Origin of the sequence: Massiliimicrobium timonense, assembly GCF_042850985.1 — a bacterium.
In the GTDB taxonomy this organism is placed as follows: Bacteria; Bacillota_I; Bacilli_A; order Erysipelotrichales; family Coprobacillaceae; genus Allocoprobacillus.
Genome location: NZ_AP031415.1, coordinates 2,639,955 through 2,661,126 on the forward strand (window position 1 = coordinate 2,639,955; position 21,172 = coordinate 2,661,126).

General features: G+C 27.7%; 25 protein-coding genes and 1 riboswitch. Of the genes, 7 read left to right on the plus strand and 18 right to left on the minus strand.

Annotated features, from left to right (window positions below; all coding sequences use genetic code 11):
- Positions 1-7 precede the first annotated feature (7 nt).
- From dapB to ACGHJ8_RS13840, 3 genes are read right to left on the minus strand one after another with little or no spacing between them, the layout of a single operon-like run.
- Positions 8-751, minus strand: a complete 744-nt coding sequence (gene dapB / locus ACGHJ8_RS13830) for a 4-hydroxy-tetrahydrodipicolinate reductase (protein WP_087359904.1) — start codon at positions 749-751, stop codon at positions 8-10.
- A gap of 1 nt (position 752) precedes the next feature.
- Positions 753-1,649 (minus strand): 4-hydroxy-tetrahydrodipicolinate synthase, encoded by an 897-nt coding sequence (gene dapA / locus ACGHJ8_RS13835; protein WP_087359907.1) that lies wholly within the window; start codon positions 1,647-1,649, stop codon positions 753-755.
- A gap of 11 nt (positions 1,650-1,660) precedes the next feature.
- On the minus strand, positions 1,661-2,110 hold the full coding sequence (locus tag ACGHJ8_RS13840; protein WP_087359910.1) for an ACT domain-containing protein: 450 nt from the start codon (positions 2,108-2,110) through the stop codon (positions 1,661-1,663).
- Positions 2,111-2,176: 66 nt separating this feature from the next.
- Positions 2,177-2,349: riboswitch (Lysine riboswitch) on the minus strand.
- 168 nt (positions 2,350-2,517) lie between these two features.
- On the opposite strand from ACGHJ8_RS13840, the gene ACGHJ8_RS13845 reads away from it, so the two are divergent.
- The 5 genes from ACGHJ8_RS13845 to ACGHJ8_RS13865 all read left to right on the plus strand — a co-directional run bounded on the left by ACGHJ8_RS13845 (position 2,518) and on the right by ACGHJ8_RS13865 (position 6,148).
- On the plus strand, positions 2,518-3,495 hold the full coding sequence (locus tag ACGHJ8_RS13845; protein WP_390540959.1) for a metallophosphoesterase: 978 nt from the start codon (positions 2,518-2,520) through the stop codon (positions 3,493-3,495).
- Between the two features lie 70 nt (positions 3,496-3,565).
- A complete protein-coding gene (locus ACGHJ8_RS13850; protein ID WP_390540961.1) occupies positions 3,566-4,234 on the plus strand; it encodes a BglG family transcription antiterminator in 669 nt (222 codons plus the stop codon).
- 77 nt (positions 4,235-4,311) lie between these two features.
- On the plus strand, positions 4,312-4,569 hold the full coding sequence (locus tag ACGHJ8_RS13855) for an ATP-binding cassette domain-containing protein (protein ID WP_390540963.1): 258 nt from the start codon (positions 4,312-4,314) through the stop codon (positions 4,567-4,569).
- Between the two features lie 180 nt (positions 4,570-4,749).
- Positions 4,750-5,043 (plus strand): bacitracin ABC transporter ATP-binding protein, encoded by a 294-nt coding sequence (locus ACGHJ8_RS13860; RefSeq protein ID WP_390540965.1) that lies wholly within the window; start codon positions 4,750-4,752, stop codon positions 5,041-5,043.
- Complete coding sequence (locus ACGHJ8_RS13865) at positions 5,018-6,148, plus strand: hypothetical protein (protein ID WP_390540967.1); 1,131 nt, start codon at positions 5,018-5,020, stop codon at positions 6,146-6,148. The genes ACGHJ8_RS13860 and ACGHJ8_RS13865 overlap by 26 nt, the downstream gene beginning before the upstream one ends.
- Positions 6,149-6,197: 49 nt before the next feature.
- Here ACGHJ8_RS13865 and ACGHJ8_RS13870 read toward each other — a convergent pair whose 3' ends face one another.
- The 7 genes from ACGHJ8_RS13870 to ACGHJ8_RS13900 form a co-directional block, all read right to left on the minus strand.
- Positions 6,198-7,538 (minus strand): MATE family efflux transporter, encoded by a 1,341-nt coding sequence (locus ACGHJ8_RS13870; protein WP_087359925.1) that lies wholly within the window; start codon positions 7,536-7,538, stop codon positions 6,198-6,200.
- A gap of 102 nt (positions 7,539-7,640) precedes the next feature.
- Positions 7,641-7,862 (minus strand): hypothetical protein, encoded by a 222-nt coding sequence (locus tag ACGHJ8_RS13875; protein WP_087359928.1) that lies wholly within the window; start codon positions 7,860-7,862, stop codon positions 7,641-7,643.
- Positions 7,863-7,864: 2 nt separating this feature from the next.
- Positions 7,865-9,199, minus strand: a complete 1,335-nt coding sequence (gene mnmE / locus ACGHJ8_RS13880) for a tRNA uridine-5-carboxymethylaminomethyl(34) synthesis GTPase MnmE (RefSeq protein ID WP_205090620.1) — start codon at positions 9,197-9,199, stop codon at positions 7,865-7,867.
- A 90-nt stretch (positions 9,200-9,289) separates the two neighbouring features.
- The gene (locus ACGHJ8_RS13885; RefSeq protein WP_390540970.1) at positions 9,290-10,066 is read right to left on the minus strand and encodes an ABC transporter ATP-binding protein; all 777 of its coding nucleotides are present in this window, start codon (positions 10,064-10,066) and stop codon (positions 9,290-9,292) included.
- Positions 10,063-11,319: an FtsX-like permease family protein gene (locus tag ACGHJ8_RS13890; RefSeq protein ID WP_390540972.1), complete on the minus strand. Its 1,257-nt coding sequence runs from the start codon at positions 11,317-11,319 to the stop codon at positions 10,063-10,065. The genes ACGHJ8_RS13885 and ACGHJ8_RS13890 overlap by 4 nt, the downstream gene beginning before the upstream one ends.
- Before the next feature lie 14 nt (positions 11,320-11,333).
- The gene (locus ACGHJ8_RS13895) at positions 11,334-11,969 is read right to left on the minus strand and encodes a hypothetical protein (RefSeq protein WP_087304817.1); all 636 of its coding nucleotides are present in this window, start codon (positions 11,967-11,969) and stop codon (positions 11,334-11,336) included.
- 1 nt (position 11,970) lies between these two features.
- Positions 11,971-12,567, minus strand: a complete 597-nt coding sequence (locus ACGHJ8_RS13900) for a hypothetical protein (RefSeq protein ID WP_211962425.1) — start codon at positions 12,565-12,567, stop codon at positions 11,971-11,973.
- A gap of 121 nt (positions 12,568-12,688) precedes the next feature.
- On the opposite strand from ACGHJ8_RS13900, the gene ACGHJ8_RS13905 reads away from it, so the two are divergent.
- Complete coding sequence (locus ACGHJ8_RS13905; RefSeq protein WP_211962427.1) at positions 12,689-14,359, plus strand: AAA family ATPase; 1,671 nt, start codon at positions 12,689-12,691, stop codon at positions 14,357-14,359.
- 74 nt (positions 14,360-14,433) lie between these two features.
- Here the strand turns inward: ACGHJ8_RS13905 and ACGHJ8_RS13910 are convergent, their stop codons facing one another.
- From ACGHJ8_RS13910 to ACGHJ8_RS13920, 3 genes are all read right to left on the minus strand, one after another.
- Complete coding sequence (locus ACGHJ8_RS13910) at positions 14,434-14,679, minus strand: hypothetical protein (RefSeq protein ID WP_390540975.1); 246 nt, start codon at positions 14,677-14,679, stop codon at positions 14,434-14,436.
- Between the two features lie 218 nt (positions 14,680-14,897).
- Positions 14,898-15,134, minus strand: a complete 237-nt coding sequence (locus tag ACGHJ8_RS13915) for a hypothetical protein (RefSeq protein ID WP_087304820.1) — start codon at positions 15,132-15,134, stop codon at positions 14,898-14,900.
- Complete coding sequence (locus ACGHJ8_RS13920) at positions 15,127-16,869, minus strand: ABC transporter ATP-binding protein (protein ID WP_087356833.1); 1,743 nt, start codon at positions 16,867-16,869, stop codon at positions 15,127-15,129. Before ACGHJ8_RS13920 ends, ACGHJ8_RS13915 begins: the two co-directional genes overlap by 8 nt.
- Positions 16,870-17,176: 307 nt before the next feature.
- Here ACGHJ8_RS13920 and ACGHJ8_RS13925 point away from each other — a divergent pair, with 307 nt between their 5' ends.
- Positions 17,177-17,539: a nuclear transport factor 2 family protein gene (locus ACGHJ8_RS13925; protein WP_349291033.1), complete on the plus strand. Its 363-nt coding sequence runs from the start codon at positions 17,177-17,179 to the stop codon at positions 17,537-17,539.
- A 487-nt stretch (positions 17,540-18,026) separates the two neighbouring features.
- Here ACGHJ8_RS13925 and ACGHJ8_RS13930 read toward each other — a convergent pair whose 3' ends face one another.
- The 5 genes from ACGHJ8_RS13930 to rpmH form a co-directional block, all read right to left on the minus strand.
- Positions 18,027-18,644 (minus strand): hypothetical protein, encoded by a 618-nt coding sequence (locus tag ACGHJ8_RS13930; RefSeq protein ID WP_211962429.1) that lies wholly within the window; start codon positions 18,642-18,644, stop codon positions 18,027-18,029.
- 128 nt (positions 18,645-18,772) lie between these two features.
- Positions 18,773-19,375, minus strand: coding sequence for a R3H domain-containing nucleic acid-binding protein (locus ACGHJ8_RS13935; RefSeq protein ID WP_211962431.1), 603 nt, complete (start codon positions 19,373-19,375; stop codon positions 18,773-18,775).
- Between the two features lie 15 nt (positions 19,376-19,390).
- Positions 19,391-20,251, minus strand: a complete 861-nt coding sequence (locus tag ACGHJ8_RS13940; protein WP_087356835.1) for a YidC/Oxa1 family membrane protein insertase — start codon at positions 20,249-20,251, stop codon at positions 19,391-19,393.
- A 2-nt stretch (positions 20,252-20,253) separates the two neighbouring features.
- A complete protein-coding gene (gene rnpA, locus ACGHJ8_RS13945; protein ID WP_205090324.1) occupies positions 20,254-20,589 on the minus strand; it encodes a ribonuclease P protein component in 336 nt (111 codons plus the stop codon).
- Between the two features lie 39 nt (positions 20,590-20,628).
- Positions 20,629-20,763, minus strand: a complete 135-nt coding sequence (gene rpmH / locus ACGHJ8_RS13950) for a 50S ribosomal protein L34 (RefSeq protein WP_003535525.1) — start codon at positions 20,761-20,763, stop codon at positions 20,629-20,631.
- Positions 20,764-21,172: the final 409 nt, after the last annotated feature.

Genomic DNA, 21,172 nt, shown 5'->3' on the forward strand with positions numbered 1-21,172 from the left:
TTCCCCTTTAATATAAATTCTTTAAACTAAATAACCCATTATCTTTATCTACAATCTTCAAACAGGCACTAATCGCTCCTTGAACAAAAACTTCTTTTGATAAAGCTGTATGTTTCACTTCAATAATCTCATCATGCCCTGCAAATAAAACAGTGTGTTCCCCAAAGATTGTTCCTGCTCTTACTGATTGAATGCCTACTTCTTTCTTCTCACGTTTATGATGAACTGTTGAACGATCATAAACTTCTTTTGTTTCATTAATATCTTCATGAATCACATCATATAAAAGTTTTGCGGTACCACTTGGAGCATCAATTTTTTGATTATGATGTTTTTCTATAATTTCAATATCATAATCATTATCATAAAATTCTTTAGCTACTTCTTTTACAATCTTTGTTAGCATTGATACACCAAAAGAAGTGTTGTATGATTGAAAAATAGGAATTTGAGAAGAAGCTTCTTCAATATGTAAAATTTGTTGTTGTGTATATCCAGTTGTTGCTAAAACGAGAGCACAATGATTTTTAACACCGAACTTTAAAATATCACTTAAATTATCCGGATGTGAAAAATCAATAATTGCATCAATCTTTTCATTGACTTCACTTAATGATGTATACATTTTTTCGTCAATTTTCGCATCAAAGACAGGTGAAACAACACCCACTAAATTCATTTGTGTGTTGTTTCTTACAGCTTGGGCAACTTTTTTACCCATTAAACCAAATCCATAAACTAATACATTCATTTTAATAACCCTTCTTTTCAAATCTTTCCATTGCATCAAATAATAATTGTTTATTGGCTTGTGTTGTTGGAATTAAAGGTCTTCTTACCATTTCCCCACAAACACCCATTTTCTTTAAAGCTGCTTTAGGCATAATTGGGTTAACATCAACAAATAAATATTTGCTGACATCATTAAAATCATATGCCATTTCTTGTGCCAGTTTCATATCACCTTTTAATACAGCTTGAGCAAATTTTTCTGTTTCTCTTGGATAAAGATTAGATAATACAGAAATCACACCTTTTCCTCCAGCTGCTATAAACGGTAAAATATTATCATCACAACCACTGTACATATCAAAATCTAAATCTCTTGTCTGTGTTAAAACATCCATTGCATAAGCAATATTATCTGTTGCATCTTTCATGGCCTTAATATTTCTATGTTTTGCCAGTTCTACAACTGTATCTACACTAATATTCATTCCTGTACGTCCCGGAACATTATAAAGAATCATTGGAATATCCACACGATCAGCAATATAAGTATAATGTTCAATAAGCCCTCTTTGACTTGTTTTATTGTAGTATGGTGTCACAACTAATATTGCATCAGCTCCTACTTCCTTAGCAAACTTTGCTTTTTTCAAAGCTGTTTCTGTATCATTAGAACCTGCACCTGCAATGACTTTGATACCTGTTCCTTTTGTCATTTCCATAACAATTTTTGTTAATTCAAATTCTTCATCAATATGAATTGTTGGTGTTTCACCTGTTGTTCCATTTACTAAAATAGCTTGAACACCACCATCAATCATTCTTTGAACTTGTCTTTTAAAACCATCATAATCAATACTTCCATCATCTAACATGGGTAATACAAGCGCAACAGCACTTCCTTCAAAAATTGGTTCCATAAATAACCCTCCTATTTATATTCTTTTTTTATTTCTGACATAGCTAAATCAACACATTCCAATGGAATAACACAAGAAATAGATACTTCTGATGTTGTGACTTGAAGCAAAGGAATTTGATGTTTTCCTAAAACAGTAAATACTGCTGCTGCCACACCTACTTCATCTTTCATAGCATCACTTTCAATCTTAATTTTAGCGACTTGTCTATTTTGATAAATTTGTATACGTGGATGTTTTGTTCTTATTAAAGACAGTGCTTCATCTAAATTCTTTTGATCATCTTGACTACATGTAAAATCAATACGCATTTCATCTTCTAAAATCACTTCTGAAATCATATCAATATTCACATTCATTGAAGAAATTGTTTGAAAAATATCTCCAACAAATAATGAATTCTTTTCTACATTCATCAATTTGACTTGAATAATATGACTATCAGATTCAATCAATTTCATTACTTTCACCTTCTTTTATTAATAAAAAATTGCAATGGGACCATTGCAATAATAAAGATGATTTTATTAAGCAATAGCACACCACTTTATCCTAAAGTGACAGTGATATAGATATTCTCTATACCCCCAGGCAATAATCACATGCAAATAATTATCCCTTCGGCAATCGTTCCTCCTTCTTTTTTAGTTGCACCTATTCATATAAAAGAACTCTTAACTCTTGCACCTCTATCTTTTTTTAATACTATCATATGCGTTCTTTGAAAGCAACCTTTATTTTTTGTTCAATTATGTTATACTTGTAAAAAAGAAAAGAGGTGTTCTTCATGATGCTTTTATTCTATACAATTTTATCTCTCTTTCTCATTATAGCACCTTTTTACTACTTCCTGTGTATATTTAAATATATGAAAAAAAGTGGACGTTATATTCTTTATCTTTGTACAAGTTTATCAATAGTCACTATTTTATTGAAAGTTTTATTGAAACCATCTTTTGATTTATGGTTTAACATTGTTAGCTTTTATATACTTTGTAGCTTTCTTTTGATGTTATGTTTGTTGATTTATCAACTCTGGTGTCATATTTTTAAGCAATCTTTTCAAAAATGGATTCTTTTCATATGTGTATTTATATCTATTTTTACAACTGGGATAGGTTACTATTCTCATTTTCATAAAGAAATAACACATTATAATATTTTAATTCATAAAGAAACATCTTTAGATTCTTTAAACATAGCATTTATTAGTGATATTCATATTGGCAGTGGAACAACACCTCAAGATATTCAAAATCTTGTAAAAAAACTTAATCAAAAACAATATGATTTAGTATGTTTAGGTGGAGATATTTTTGATGAATCCTCATCTATTGATAGTATTCATCAGGCCTTACAAATTCTTTCAACAATCCATAGCCAATATGGTATTATTGCGATTGATGGTAATCATGAAAAATATATATCTCTTTCTACTCGTGAACTCTATCAAAAATACAATATAACTTATTTAAATGAAAACTTTGTATGTATTGATGGTCTTTTTAATATAATAGGACGAGAAGATGTTAGTTATCATTCTTCTCACTCTATAGAAGATATTTGTCAAAACATGGATTCATCATTACCAACTATTGTCTTAGATCATAATCCTCAACGTTACCAAGAAAACTTAGAGATTGCTGATCTACAACTTTCAGGTCATACTCATGCAGGACAAGTCTTTCCTGGTTCTATTATTACTGGATTGATTTATGATAATGACTATGGTTTATTAACAAATCAAGATCAATCTTTGATTGTTTCTAGTGGTTTTGGATCATGGGGTTATCCTATAAGATTATTGACTCATTGTGAATATATTGAAATACATGTTTCATTTTAAGAAAAAATTTTTTTATGGTAGACTTTTGATTTCAAATAATATATCATATGAAAAGCGAGGTAAGGGTTATATGGTTATAGAATTAGATAGTCAATATGAAAATAGAAAAGAAGTAATTGAAGGTATTGTAAAAAAGATTATTGAAGAACATCACATTGAAATATCTGAAGTATCTTTTGATAATTTAATTATTCATCTTTCTTTATGTCTTTCTAGAGAAATTAATGGAACTTATATTCCAACAAGTGAAAGTCAAATTAATCATTTAGAAAATCACGAATATTATCAAGTTTCTAAACAAATTGTTAATGAATTAGATCAACAATTTCATGTTGAAATAGATGGAAATCAAGTTCAATATGTTACAATGTATCTAGCAAATATCAATCTTTTAGATATTGATTTTAATTGTGAATTTGATTTATGTGATGATGAAACTGAAGATATTATTAATGAAACTATTAATCGTATTCAAAACGATCTTCAATTAGATTTAAGAAAAAATAAAGAGTTCTATACAGGTATGACATTACATTTCTATCCTGCATTAGATCGTTTACAAAATAATCGTCAACTCACTGATAATCCATTAAAAGATAAGATTCAAGCTCAATTTCAATTAGAATATAAATGTGCTGAAATCTTTAATGACATTGTGGAACAACATTATCATAAAAGATTTAATGAACATGAATTAGCTTATATTGCTTTACATTTTGGTACAGCATTAAAAAAATAAAATGAAATTAACCAGAAATCATACAGAGTGATATGACTTCTGGTTTTATATTTATTATGATAAAAAGGAGAACTTATATGGATATTCATATTCAAAACTTAGACTTTGCCTATAAAAAAGAAATAATATTTCATCAGCTTAATGCATCACTTCACTTCAATAAGGATTGCATCGTTCTTATGGGACATAATGGTGCTGGAAAAACAACCCTTTTTAATCTTATATGTGGTATATTGACACCCCAATCTGGAAAAATAAGCATCTCTAAACCTAATGATATTGCTTATCTTCCCTATGACAGTAATCTTTACTTTAATCTTACTGTTATAGCATAATCTTACTGTTATAGCAAATATTAAATTCTGGTATCAAATATATAACAATCAATCTTTGAATTTAAATGATGCTTTCTTTAATGAATTGATTGATTGTCTGAAATTAAGGCAACTTCTTAACAAAAAATGTATTCACTTATCTTCAGGAGAAGAAAAAAAGTTGCTTTTCTTATCACTATTTTGATTCACTCAAAACTTATGATATTAGATGAACCTTTTAATGGAATTGATCCCATTTCCACAATAGAAATTACAAATCTCATTAACTCATTAACAAAAAAAGGATTCAATTTTCTCATATCTTCACATCAATTGGATATTTTAGAAAAAGTTGCAACACAATATATCATCATGAAAGATTACAAAATTATTGAAATGAATTATAAAAATAAAATAAATAATGAATCATTTTATAAAAAGTATAAAGAAATATATGGAGATGAAAGTCATGAAAACATGGTTGAATATATTTAAAATACAGCTCTATTTAAGATATCCATTGAAAACTTTATTTATTGCATTCATAAGCATGATTACCTTTGCTGCATTAACTATCTATATGAGTATCAATCCACTCAATATATTATTTACACCAGAAGTCATGAATATTATTTCTACAAAATTAAATCTTTCTTATTTATCTCTTTTGAGTTTATCTGGTATTATCACATATTTATCTTATAATGGTTTTCTAGAAGATTCAGCTATTTTTATGTCAATGATTGCTAAAAAAATAAATCTTTTCTATATCATCTTAGCAAAGATTTCTGCCAGTCTAGTGTATTCTATTGTTCCCATTATTGCCACTTTTATTATTAATTATTTTTTTACAAATCTTCCTATACATATCTTAAGTATGCTTATTCTTTCTGAATTCATGATATTTTATATTATTTATTTTCTTGTATATTCATTATGCAATGAGAAAAACTTTGGTTTAATTCTTGCCTATACATTAGTTATATTTTCTATCATCAGTGTGCTTATTGATATCAAACTTCTTTTTATAATGACACTCCCTTTATTTATATTATGCAGTATATTCTTTTATTTACATCTTAACACTATTCTTACCAATTCAATGTTCAATATAAGAAAGGAACCATTTTCTTATTTAAAAGAAAAAATTGATCAATTCATATATTTAACCACTTATCATATAACTTGTTTCTTCTCAAGATATTCTAATAATTATCAATTTCAGGCAATCTTATATAAAGATTTCTATTATTTTATTCTTCATTTTCCACAACTTCTTATCTTATATCTTTGTTTAATTCCTGTTCCTAAAGAATTTGTATTTGTATCTTATATGTGTCTACAATTATCAATCTATAATTTTTATAGAAGAATTGTTGTAGAAGATCGTCAACTCTTGCAGCTAAGATTAATTTCTTATAAAGCGTTTTTCATATTTAAGTTTATTATTCTTAATATTTTTAATGTCATATACTCAATCATCTTTTATTTTATCTATCCTTTTTCTATATATCAGATTTTGATGAATATATTGATAATATTTATTATAGTTTTGTTTAATCATGTATTATCTTATTTCAAACTATTTAGATACATTTAATGAATATGTATAAAGGGAATCCTATATGAGATTCCCTTTTTTATTTAGTCTAAACAAATGCATGTTTACGAACTTTAAAATAACAAATAAGTTGTGCTGTTAAAGTTAAAATCCATGAAATTGGATAAGAAACATAAAGTATAAATAAACTATGATTCATTTGGAAAATGGTAAAAATCCAAATAACTCTAAATAGACAAGCTCCTGTTAAAGAGATAAGCATTGGCATCATGGAATAACCCATACCTCTTAAACTTCCTACAATGACATCCATAATACCACATAAAAAATAGGATGCACTTACAATACTTAAACGAATAAGACCAGATGAAATAACTTGTGGATCAGTTGAATAAATTGTTAATAAAATATTTCCTAATAGATAAGCTCCAAATCCTAAAACAAAACCTATAACACTAACAACAGCTAAACATCTTACGAGAATTTGATTCACTCTTGAATAATTTTTTGCTCCCATATTTTGACTTGTAAAACTTAAAGATGTCTGATAAATAGAGTTCATAGCTGTATAAACAAATCCTTCAATATTACTTGCTGAAGTATTACCGGCGACTATAATAGAACCAAATGAATTGACTGATGATTGAATTAAAACATTAGAAATATTAAAAACCATTCCCTGTAATCCTGCAGGTAAACCAATTTTCAACATTTTAATTAATTTATCTTTATGAAAATGTAATTTATCTTTTGATAATTTTAAAACACCATCTGCTTGAATCAAACATCTCATGACTAATATAGCAGAAATACATTCAGACATAGCAGTAGAAATTGCAACTCCAGCAACTCCTAAATGAAATACAATGACAAATATTAAATTAAATATCACATTAATAATACCTGCCAATGTTAAAAAATAAAGTGGTCTTTTGGTATCACCAACAGTTCTTAATAATGCTGCCCCAAAGTTATAAATCATAAAACCTGGCATACCAACAAAATAAATACGCATATAAAGTGTTGCTAAATCAATAACATCACTTGGTGTCCCCATCAGCTGTAACATAGGTTCAGCTAGAATATTTCCCACAAATATCATGAGAATTCCACCATAAATAGCTGTACAGATGGCAGTATGTACTGTTTCCGATGCATTTTTATCATCGTTAGCTCCACAAAATCTTCCAAATAAAACATTAGCACCAACAGATATTCCGATAAACAAATTGACCAATAAGTTAATCAAAGAACTTGTCGAACCTACAGCTGCTAAAGCTTCACTTCCCGTAAATCTTCCAACAACAATAATATCTGCTGCATTAAAAAGTAACTGTAATATCCCCGATAGCATCAATGGTACTGAAAAAATAATAATTTGTTTTAACAATGGTCCATGACACATATCAATTTCATAACTTCTACTCATCATATTCTCCCCTTTCCCTCGTTTGATTATTATAGCACTCTTGTCTAAAAATAAGGAATCTTTTCTCTTTTTGAAATGAAAAAGATTAATTTCTTCATCTTCTTACTTACGTTTCAATATTAAATATAAAACATATAAAATCACACATTCCAAAAGACAGGCTAATGTCAATAATATAGCAAAATAACTGATGATAGAAAGTGTAGAATTATTTCGATTAAAAGCTGTAACAACCAGAAAAACAATCATACTAATTAAACCAATGGTTCTTAAATATTTAAAAAATTTATAATATCTTTCTGCTAAAAATTGATACTTTTTCATCTTTATTTACCTATACAAAAGCGTTTAAATAATTCATCTAATAAATCTTCTTTTGCTCTTTCTCCTAATATTTCTTTTAAACTTTCCCAGCTATCATATAAATCAGTAACAATTAAATCTGTTGGTATAGATTGTTCCATCGCTATAATAGCATTTTTTAATGACTGATTGGCTCTTTCTAATAATTGAATTTGTCTGGCATTCGCTAATATATCATCTTGTGAAGATGTAATTTTTCCTAATTCAAACATTTCTTTAATCTTTTGAATTAATGGCTCTATATCATGATTCTTCGCACTAATTTCAATACCATCAATATCATTGATTTGTCCTTGATCCTTTTTATTTATAACAATAATTCTTTGCGTATCTTTAGATAATTCTAATAATTCCTGATCTTCCCTCGTTAGTGGTTGAGAACCATCTAATACAAGTAATACTAAATCTGCTTGATGAATCAGTTCTTTTGATTTATGAACACCAATATTTTCAACAACATCATCAGTATCTCTGATGCCTGCTGTATCAATCATGTTTAAAACAATATGATCCAAACGAATCGTTCCTTCAACAATATCTCTTGTTGTTCCTGCAATATCTGTAACAATCGCTTTATCTTCATCTAATAAAGCATTCAATAAACTTGATTTTCCAACATTAGGTTTTCCTATAATCACAGTAGAAATACCATCTTTTAATAAATGAACATTTTTAGATGAATCAATAATATGATTCATCTTTTCTTGTAATTGAACACTTCTAGGAAGTAGAGATTGAGCTGTTAATTCTTCTACATCTTCATATTCAGGATAATCAATATTGACTTCTATTTGGGTAATAATTTGAATGAGATCTTCTTTTAAATCTTCAATAAAATGACTGATATTTCCTTGTATTCCTTTTAATGCTAATTGAGAAGCATAATCATTTTTGGCACTAATCAAATCACTAATTGCTTCAGCCTGTGATAAATCAATACGTCCATTTAAAAAAGCTCTTTTAGAAAATTCTCCATGTTCTGCCATACGGGCACCTTTTTTTAAACAAAGGTTTAACACCTTTTGTGTAATAAAAATACCACCATGACAGTTAATCTCTACCATTTCTTCACCAGTAAATGTTTTATGTCCTCGATATATATTTACTAAAACTTCATCTATTTTTTCATTGCCATCTTTTATAAATCCATATGTAATCGTATGACTTGCTTTATCCATGATTTTTCCTGTAAAAAACGCTTGAACAAAAGCTATACAGTCTTTTCCACTTAATCGAATAATAGATATAGCTGCTTCTAATCTTGAAGTCGCTATTGCAACAATAATATCATCATTCATGAAATCATTTCCTTTCTTTTTCATATAGTATAACAATATCTTTTCAAAATATCTATGCAGATATAGAAAAAAGGAAACAAAAAGTTTCCTTCATCCATTTTGAAATAACATATATCTTTCTTGAGAATTCAATTTCACAATATGTTTAAAGTATTCATTTTGATTTTGAAAATCATCTCTATGCAACTGTTCTGTTATTTTTCCATCTTGTATAGATAATAATCTTGATGCATAAGATGCAACCATAACATCATGAGTGACTAATACAATCGTTTTACGTTCTTTTTCATGAAATGCTTTTAAAATATTCATTAATTCAAAGGTATTTTGACTATCGAGATTTCCTGTAGGTTCATCAGCAATAATCATCTCTGGTTGCCGTATAAATGCTCTTGCTATGGCAACTCTTTGTTTTTGTCCTCCTGAACATTCTCCCGGATATTTTTTTAATATATCTTCAACTCCTATTTTATAAGAAATTTTTTGTACTCTTTCTTTAATCTTGTTGGTAGGGACATTATTCATTGATAAGGGAAAAGCAATGTTTTCTTCAATTGTTAAATAATCTAAAAGTTGATAATCTTGAAATATAAAACCAATTTTTTGATTTCTAAACTGACAAATTTCATAATCAGTGAAATGAGATAAGGGTTGACCATATAAATAAACCTGACCATCTGTAGGTTGATCCATCGTTGACAGACATTGAATTAAAGTTGTTTTTCCTGAACCCGATGGCCCCATAATAGCAATAAATTCTCCGTCTTTCACTTCTAAGGAAACATGATCCAATGATTTCACTGGATAATCTGTCATCTGGTCATATATTTTTGTTAGACTTTGAGCCACTATAATAACATCATTCATAACAAATCCTCCTTTAAATATTGTTTTGTTGAATAATAACAAATCAGCATTGATATCAATACATTACATATAAAATAACCCATAATCACTGCAATAATAGTGAATGACATATGACTCAAGATATAGAATTTTATAAAAATAACAATAATATATAAACCTGGTAATAAACTCACCATCATATAGAAAAGTAACCATTCTTTTTTTAATAAAGTCAGTTGATGTATTTTTGTCATTCCCATTTTATGAATAAGTTGTAGTGATTTTTTCTTTTGATGATTCATCATTAAATTCTTATATGTCATACAAAACATAATCATTGGTAACATAATGATATAAGCTATAATCATTCTATACATCTCAATACTGTTATCAAGATTAAAACAAACCAAAGTGACCATAATAATACTTACAATCATAAATATTTGTATAAATAAAACTGTATATTTTAGTTTTAAAAAGATTTCACCACAGACAATCAGTTGATCAACTTGATTCAACCATTTTGTACTTTTTTTCTTTTCAATAAATTCAGGTATAACATATCTTATGATTCCATATGTTCCTATAGCTCCTATAACTGAAAAGATAATATATGCTGTTGTTTGATGTTCATTAAAAATAGTTAATAATAAACCACAAAGATAAATAATGATATAAATTCGGCTTGAAAGAGTTATAAATGTTGCTTTTCGATATTTATTTTGTTTTGTTCCATTCAACATCTTGATTATATTTCCACGATACACATAGCCAATATTTAAAATCAAAGAAATCACATATAAACAAGACATCATTAATATTGTTTGAAAGAGTGTATCTTTTAAAATATAAACATCAGCATTGATATTTATAAGAACATATAAATAATTTATCATAGAAGGTGTTATCAAAATACCAAGTAGAATACCTACAAGACTTCCGATGAAATAAAGACATGTATTTTGATAAAAAAGATAGAAAATAAATCTTTTATTTGTCATCCCACATATTTTCATTAAAGAAATTTCTTTATTCTTATTTTCTAAAACATAGATATTCGTATAAATAATCAGACATCCAGTAAACATCACAACAAATAGTGTTGTAGCTGAACCCATCATCATCTTACTATAATAAGTGACATCTAATGCAAAATAAGGATCATACAGTAATGCTAAGAAAATATAACAGATTACAGCCATAATCATAATAGTTATACCAAATAATAAAGATATTTTCTTTTGCCTCAATAAATTTTTTATCGCAAATTTCATTGTTTACATCCCCTTTATGATTTTAACTGAGAAATATTACATTTTGCATCAGTATAAACATTTTTAGCATGTTCTTCATCAATCATTTCTAACATACCATAAGCATCATTATAAACTTCTAAATTTTCTTTTTCTTTGACAAAGAACAAATAATCTTTTTGTTGTTGTGCTCTAAAATAAGCTTCTGGTACAACCTCAACATATGCTGTACTTCTAATTTGATCTGGTAGCTGTTCTAAACTGCCTTTATCTAACAAAGTTTCTTTTGGATAGTTAGCATAAGTTGAAGCCGATACACTTCCACCATCTCGCCATATAGTCACTTGTTGATCTAATTGACCTTTAATCATCTTCTTAATTGTAATTTTCATACTTTGTTTAATTTTTCCATTATCATAAATTTGAGATTTGTCATATTGATCCATTGTTCCAACAAAAACATAATCCACTTGATTCATCATATCTTGAGGATCAGTCATATCATATTTTTTATCTACTCTTTCTAATTGGGCACATAACTTATCCATATTATAATAAGTATGATAACCATTCACATCTGTAGTATTCGCATCATCAAAACTAGGAACATCTGCTTTTCCACATCCTACTAATACAAAACTCATTAAAATCATCAATATTTTTCTTTTCATTTTATTTATTCTCCTGTTTATTTTGTATATATTGATTTAAAATAGTATCAATTTTCTGGCCATCATCTTGAAGAATCATAGCATTAATCAGATTATATGTTTTCCCATCTTTTAATTGAAAATAATAATCATATGTGTTTATTTCTGTTGCAAGATTTGATCCGGGAATTTTCATAAATTTTGTAACTTTTTGGACTTGAACATGATCAATCTGATCATAATGAACATGATGAAGTTGTTCTTTTCCTTTAAGCACATCTCTTGCATATTTTATTCTTTCTTTAAAAGTTTTATTATCAACATAATGAATTCCAGAATCATCAAACTCTACAAATAACTGACTATGTGGCTGTATAGATAAAGTATTCATTTCACCTAATCCTAATCCATAAGCAATAACTTGAATGACTATAAATAAAATCATTGTTCCAACCAAAACAGATAAGCTTGTATTAACACCATAATACATCGCAACACCTAATAAACATGAAAGAATGACTTGAATAAAAATCTTTCTTTTTAATAATGACTTTGTTAATCTTCTTCCAATGCTCACTTTATTCGTTGTTTTTTGAAAACCTAAATGACTCTTTAACATATCATTTTCCTCCTCACATTTGATTTTCTTTCCTTTTCTGCCTTCATTGAACACTATCTATCTCAATGACTTTTATAAATTGCTATGGTATAATGTAATCATAAAGAAAGGAAAGATTATAATGAAGCGTATCACAACAGGAACAGAAAATTTTAAAGAATTCATGGATAAGAATTATTATTATGTTGATAAGACAATGCTTATAGATGATGTCTTAAGTGACAAGGTGATGCTGTATACAAGACCTAGACGTTTTGGAAAAACGTTAAACATGAGTATGCTTTATTATTTCTTTTCTAACAAGGAAAAAGAGAATGCTTATCTTTTTGAGGGTTTGAATGTATCAAAACATCAACATCTCATGCTTCATCAAAATCAATATCCTGTCATTTTTCTATCTTTGAAAGATTTATCTAGAGAAAATATGAATTTGCAAATAGATAAATTTAAAGCTATGATTTCAAAAGTTGTTGAAGATTATTTTGAATTAAAGGACAGTCCATATTTAAGTGAAGCTGAAAAATTAATCATTGATAACTATCATTATAAAAAATCTTCTGAGAGTGATTTAAGAGATGCTTTGTATAACTTGAGTATTTTTTTAGAAAAACATTATCATCAAAAAGTCATCATTCTCATAGATGAATATGATGTGCCTTTACAGAGTGCCTATCAACATGACTACTATGATGAAATGGTTGATTTTATAAGAAGTGTCTTTTCATCTGCTTTAAAAACTAATGATGCACTGGAAAGAGGAGTATTGACTGGCTGTCTTAGAATATCTAAAGAAAGCATCTTTACAGGTCTTAACAACTTTACAGTGAGAACCATCATGGATGTAGAAACTTCTGATTGCTTTGGATTTACCCAAGAAGAAATTGATGAACTTTTGAAATACTATAATCTTATGGATAATCGTCAAGAGATGAAGGAATGGTATGATGGCTATCTGTTTGGAAAGACGGAAATCTATAATTCATGGAGTGCCTTGAACTATGTCAAGAAATTACTGAATGATGACCATTTTCAGGCTGTATCTTTCTGGGCGAATACCAGCAGCAATAATCTTGTTAAAACATATATCGAATATGCAACGATGACAATGAAGGAAGAATTTGAAAAACTAATCAATGATCAAAGCATCATCAAAAAGATTGTTCCTGAACTGACGTATCGAGAAATGGACTTTCATAGTATTCAGACAATGAATGACAATGTGTATAGTTTTCTGTTGTTTACTGGTTATCTGAAAATCAAGAGTAAGGTTGATAATGATCATCCTTATACCTATGAACTTGTGATTCCTAATAAAGAAGTCAAATATATCTATGAAGATATCTTTATGAAATGGTTTGACAGCTATCAAAGAAAAAGAGATTTGTCATTCATAGAAGCTTTGATACAAGAAGATGTCATGAAAGCTAATCGCTTATTGCAGGATGTTCTCCAACAGAGCATCAGCTATTATGATAACTATGAAAACTTCTATCATGGTTTCATGGTAGGCTTTTTAAAGGCTAATGGTTATAAAGTTCAATCCAACAGGGAAAGTGGAGAAGGAAGATTTGATATAGCAGTGCTTCCTTACAGTATACTTGATACAGCACTGATTATAGAATGTAAACATTCAACTGGTATCAAGGAACTAAGAAAAGACAGTGCCAAAGCAATTGAACAGATTATCAGACAGAAATATATTGAAGGACTGATAGAAGAAGGATACGAACATGTCATAGGATATGGTATATCTTTCTATAAAAAACAATGCATTATAACAAAAGCAGAATAATTTCTGTTTTTAATACTAACAATTATAAACAAAAGCAATGAATCTTTATAGAATCATTGCTTTTATTTTATCTTTTAAAAATACTTTTTTCTATGACAATAAGGACATTCATTTAATGATTTTGAAATGAAATGTTTATATAGTTTTTTCCCGCAATGAGGACATTTCCATGATGTCAGCCATAATACTATAGACAATACCAGAAATAAATCACTTCCTATATAACAAAACCATGCAACATACTCATTAGCATAAATAGGGAAAAAATAATTTGAATCTTGAGAAAATAACATACCCATTAAAGCTAAAAACACACACATCACTATGAATATATATAATACATTTACAACATTTCTTTTATTTTTAAAAAATTCTTTCATAACCTTATAAATTTGAACGATGATATATCTTTCAAATATATCCTCCTTTCTTTATTATTTATAAACATAACATAAAAATATGAAAAACTTGTGTCACAAAATATTTTATCATATGTAAAAAGGTTCTGACTTTAAAATAAGTCAAAACCTTAATAATATTAACAATAGTTTTGTAAATACATAGTGGGATAATCTTTATATTTTTGAGCTTCTTTTTCATCTAAGAAAATAGAATAATGAATTTGTTGAGATGAAATTTGATGAGGTCCACTACAGTTACCAAATCCTTCAATTTCAAAAGTATAAGATTTCTCATTTCCTTTTACATTAATGACTGTCCCACTCATGACGATACCTTGTACAATAAAATAGACAGTTTGTCCTTCTTTAAGCATTTTCTTCCAATCCTTCAAATTGTAAACGATAATATTTCGCATAAACATTATTTTTATTTAATAAGAACTGATGTGTTCCTCTCTCTACAATACCATTATTACCAATCACAATAATTTCATCAGCATTTCTAATTGTAGAAAGTCTATGAGCAATTGTAATACAAGTACGATTCTTTGATAAGGCTTCTAGACTTTTTTGAATATGACGTTCACTTTCATTATCCAATGCACTTGTTGCTTCATCAAGAATTAAAATCTTTGGATCTTTTAAGAATATTCTCGCAATAGAAATACGTTGTTTTTGTCCTCCACTTAAACGTGTACCTCTTTCACCAACATATGTATCATAACCATCAGGTAAACTCATAATAAAATCATGAATATTGGCTTTTTTAGCTGCTTCTATAATTTCTTCATCACTAGCATCTGGTTTTCCATAAGAAATATTCTCTTTGATAGACCCAGTAAATAAATAAACATCCTGTTGAACAATACCAATAGATTGACGTAATGATTTTAAAGTTAATTTTCTAATATCCTGTCCATCAATTTCAATACTTCCACCTGTCACATCATAAAAACGAAGTAACAATGAACATATTGTTGTTTTACCACCACCAGATGGACCTACTAAAGCAATTGATTTACCAGAATCTATATGAATATTTAAATGATCTAATACTTTTTCATCATCATATCCAAAGCTGACATCTTTATAATCAATAACACCTTTTACATTAACCAAATCATGACTATCTGGTGCATCTTCTATTTCAACTTGAGTTTCCATAACTTCATTAAATCTTTTAAATCCCGAATATCCTTTTTGAAGCATTTCTGTAAATTCTACTAAAACCTCAATAGGTGTAATAAAAATATTAATGTATAAAGCATAAGTTGCTAGAGCAATAGGTTCTAATGACCCTTGAGCAATAAAGAATCCTCCACCTACTAAGATTGTCACATAAAGTAAGCCTTGAAAGAAATTATTTCCACCTTGAAATCTTCCCATACAATGATAATTGTTTTTCTTACTCTGTAAAAATCTTTCATTACTTCTTGCAAATTTATGTCTTTCAATATCTTCATTTGCAAATGATTTCACAACTCTAATTCCTGCTAAAGTATCTTGTAAAGATGCATTAACCCCTGCAATTTTACGACGATTATCCATAAATGTCTGTTGCATTGCTTTATTTTGTTTTAAAGAAAATAACAACATACATAAAGTAACAATAATTAATAAGATTGTTAAAGGTACATGAATATACATTAACAACACAAATGAACCAATAATCTTTAATAAAGAAATAAAGACATTTTCAGGTCCGTGATGAGCAAATTCACAAATATCAAATAAATCACTCACCAGCTTACTCATCATTTCTCCAGTATTATTACGATCATAATAAGAAAAAGATAACTGTTCAAATTTATCAAATAAATCTTTTCTCATATCTCTTTCCATTTGAGCACCCATTATATGTCCTTGAGCAGATACATAATATTTACATAATGCTCTTATCGCATACATAATTAATAAGAAAACAGCTAACCAAAATAAACTTTGAATAATTGTCTGATGATCAGCAATATATAATGTATCGTTAAGATAATTTAATATTTGAGGAAAAGCCAAATCAATAAGACTAATAATCATGGCACAAATCATATCAAAAATGAAAACTGTTTTATATGGTTTATAATATTGTATAAACTTTCTCATTATCTTCATAAATTAAATTCCCCCTTTACAATGACTATTATTATAACATAGTTCATAAAAATAGCTATTCATATGTTTTAAAATTCTTGAAAATAAATTGCTTAAAGTCATATTATGTTTGTTGATACCTTATGACAATGATATAATGATAATATAATATACATAACGATGAGATTGTAAATGAAAAAAAATAATATGTCTAATTGTATTGCTTTAGGATTGTTTTTGGATTATGTGTTGGTACTATCATAGGTCAAAGCTTAGAATAAAAAGTAATAATGAACCAAAGGAGAATTTAAATGGATATTAATCAATATTGGAATGCTGTATAAAACAAAATAAAATACAATTAATAACTTTCTTTCATAAAGATGCTTATATTCGTTGGCATTGTACAAATGAACATTTTACTGTTGATGAATTTATTCAAGCAAATTGTGATTATCCTGGTCAATGGGATGGTCATATTGAAAGAATAGAATATCTTCATGATTTAATCATAACTGTTGTTCATGTATTTTCATCAGATCATTCTTTATCATTTCATGTTGTATCTTTTATAAAATTAAAAGATCAACTTATCATGTCTATTGATGAATATTGGGGCGATGATGGAATGGCTCCTCAATGGCGATTAGATAAACATATAGGAACACCTATTATCAAAAAGGAGGTATAATTCATGGAATAAAACAAAGTCACAGTTGTAAAAAAGACAGTCAAATCAGACATAAAATTTGGTAGTGCTTTAGCTATGGTTATAACTTATACAACATGGCATTCTGTTGGTTGGGCTATTTTTCATGGTTTATTAAGCTGGATTTATGTGATTTATTTTATTTTAAGATATTAAAATAGATTCATTTGCATTAGAAATAATACAATTATTATTAATACCTTTCTTCATTATTGTTTTTATAATATCCTATATAGTAAAATATCTATTATAACGAAATGTTTTTTTAAAGAATTGATTCACATCACTCTTTTTTATACAATGAAAAAAGAGTTTTTTACTTCATAAAATTTTTAGTTTTCATCTTTTGTTCAAATTTTTTTTATTCTTTCCTTCGTTTTGTACTTTCTAAAAAGAAAAAGATGTGATTTATTCACACCTTTATTCATATATCTTCTGTAAATATATTGTTATTTTTATAAATAAATTATTAGAATGTTTTTTTATATCTTTTTTCTTCCTCCATCTTCCTGATTTTTTCGTCATATAATTGTTGTTCATATTCAGGAGAATTGAGTGTTATTCCTTCCAAAATACTTGAAGATCCTCCTCCAACAGTATTGGCATAGTATCCCGTTCCTCCTCCTGGTGTAAAGCCCTCAGAAAAGGATGTAACAGTATCACTATATCCTCCTATTTCTCTATATGAAAAGTGAAGTTTTCCTAAAGTTTTAAATTCTAAAGATTTATAAAGATTAATCATTCCATCTTGTGTTAAATAATCATATCCATGTTCTCTAAATCCAAATCTTTCAGTTGAACCATCATATCTATGGATAAATACAGAAGCATGATTACCTTTACCAATTTGACTTGAAATAGCCCACCATCTATCTCTAGATGCTTGTTGATATATTTCATTAATAAGATTTTGTTGGTTTTTATGTAATTCTTCATCTTCTCTTTTTCTGTATTCCGCTTTTCTTTTTCTTTCTGGAATACTTAGTATGCTTCCAACAAATTTGGCAATAAGATAAACAATTCCAACAATAACTCCAATCATTAATAACCATAAAATAATATCTTGAATTATAAAAAATAAAGACATATTTCTCATCCTCTCTCTATATATATTTATTATATAAAACGAAAAATAGATTGTCTATTCTTTTATTTTTTATAAAAATATTTAATCTTTTTAACACATAAAAAACTCTATCCCTGATAGAATAGAGTTTAATCTACATATGAAATTGTCGTAAATCTGTCTTTTCCTTCGCCTTGACTTTCAGTTTTTAAATGTTTATTAAAATCAGCAATTGTTTGATGCACAACTTTTCTTTCATCAGCTGGTAAAGGATCAAGTTTTACAGCAATCTTTGTTCTTAAAACTTGTTTACCTAGTTTTTTTGCCATAGCTGAAACTTTTTTATATCTTGTTTCTCTATAACCATTAATATCTAAACTAATTTCAAATCTTTTCTTAAATTCATTTTGAACCGCTTGTCTTGCGATAAGATTAAACGCTCTTAAAATAACTCCACCTTTACCAATTAAAATAGAATTATTATCCGTATTAATATTGCAATAAATGCGTCCATCTTGAATATAAGATACAGTTTCTACTTGAAATCCCATATTTGTAAGTGTCTTTCTTACAAAACTTTCCAAGTATTCTTGAACCATACTTTCACAATAACATTCAATAACAACTTTTTTAGAAAACAAACCCTTTTTTTCTTCAATAATTTCATATGTCAATTCATCAGGAGTAATTCCTAAATCTTGGCAAGCATGTTGAATGACATCATCTAAAGTTTTTCCTTCATATGTTTTCATATATTTGCCCAGTCCTTATTTATCTTTTTTCTTTTCAATGTGATAAAGTTGAATATAAATTGTTCTTGCAATTGTAATTAAACTTGTTGTAATCCAATATAATGACATTGCTGTTGGCATAGATACTGCAAACCAGACAATCATAACAGTCATCACAATATTCATTGTTTTCATTGATTGTTGTTGTCTTGATACCTTATAACGAGGATTTCTCTTTAACATAATACTGTTAATTTCAATCGCAAAATACTGTGTTAAACCAACTAAAGCGACAATCACAATATAAGCCCATTCACCTTTAGTAATAGCTGACATTGGTGTAATACCTAATTTTAATCCAAATAATGTTGAACTATATAATATTTCAACTCTTTGAACAGCCTGCCATACTGCTAACATGATAGGTAATGTTAAGAATGTTGAAAAACTACTAAACATACTGATATTATGCTTTTTATATAAAGCTTGGATTTCAGCAGTTTGACGCATTTGTGATGCCTGATCTTTTCTACCAGCATATTTTCTTTGAATTCTTTCCATTTCTGGTTGAAGCAACTGCATTTTTTGTGTTGATTCAGTTGACTTAATCATAATAGGTAAAATTAATAAGTTAATAAAGATTGTCATACCAACAACCCCATAAGCCACATTTCCTAACTTACTAATAAACAAAATACCTCTTGCAATTGGATAAGTTAAAATGAAATCAAAAAATCCTAATTCACTTAAACTCCAAGGTGTAGATTCAGTAATAGCTCGTGAAGCAATAAGATGTCCATTTTTATCAAGATTACTTGTACATCCCACTAACACAAAAATCACAGCTACTAAAGCAAATACCTTTAAAAACTTCTTTGTACGTTGATCTAAATACATTGTTATTTTTCCATCCTTCTCCTTATTTTATTATATAGAGATACAATACTATTTAAATTATCTTGATAAGAATGATTTAAAAAATCATATCTCACTATAATAATAAAATCCATCTTCTGATCTCTATCAAAAACTTGTTGAACCATCATTCTGACTTGTCTTTTAATCTTATTACGAACAACAGCGTTTCCTAATTTTTTACTTACTGAGATTCCCACTCTTAAATGATTATCATTTTGATGATAATAAACAACAAATTGTTTATTAGCTACAGATTTTTTCTTTTTTATAATAGTTTGGAAATCTTCATTCTTCTTTATACGATATTCTTTTTTCATATTTTTTTAGAAAAAAAACCACATTAAAGTGGAATTTTTTTAGGCAGATAAAACTTTTCTTCCTCTCTTACGGCGACGAGCAAGTACTTTTCTTCCGCCTACTGTTGCCATTCTAGCTCTAAAACCATGAGTTTTTGATCTTTTTCTCTTATTTGGTTGATATGTTCTTTTCATTCGTTACACCTCCAAATTAATAATTTTTTTATACACAATAACATATGCCCCATTATTATATGGGTTTTGTTTTTATAAGTCAATGAAAATATAGAAAATTATTTGATTATTCAAGCATTTTCACCTTCTCAAATGTTCTATTTTTTAATACTTTTGCATATGATAGAATAAAGAAAATATGTTTGTTCACAACTTATGCACATATTCTTAAAAGTTATGCACAATTGTGCATAACTTGGCAAATATTCATATATATCGACATTTTTCTTGTGCATAATATGTGAATTTTCTTGTGAATGAAAATATCTTTGACAAATTGTGCACAATTATGCACATGGCATAACTTTTTATGCACAATTCACTGCTATGAAAATTTGTGTAAAACTAAAAAAAGACCGATATATCAATA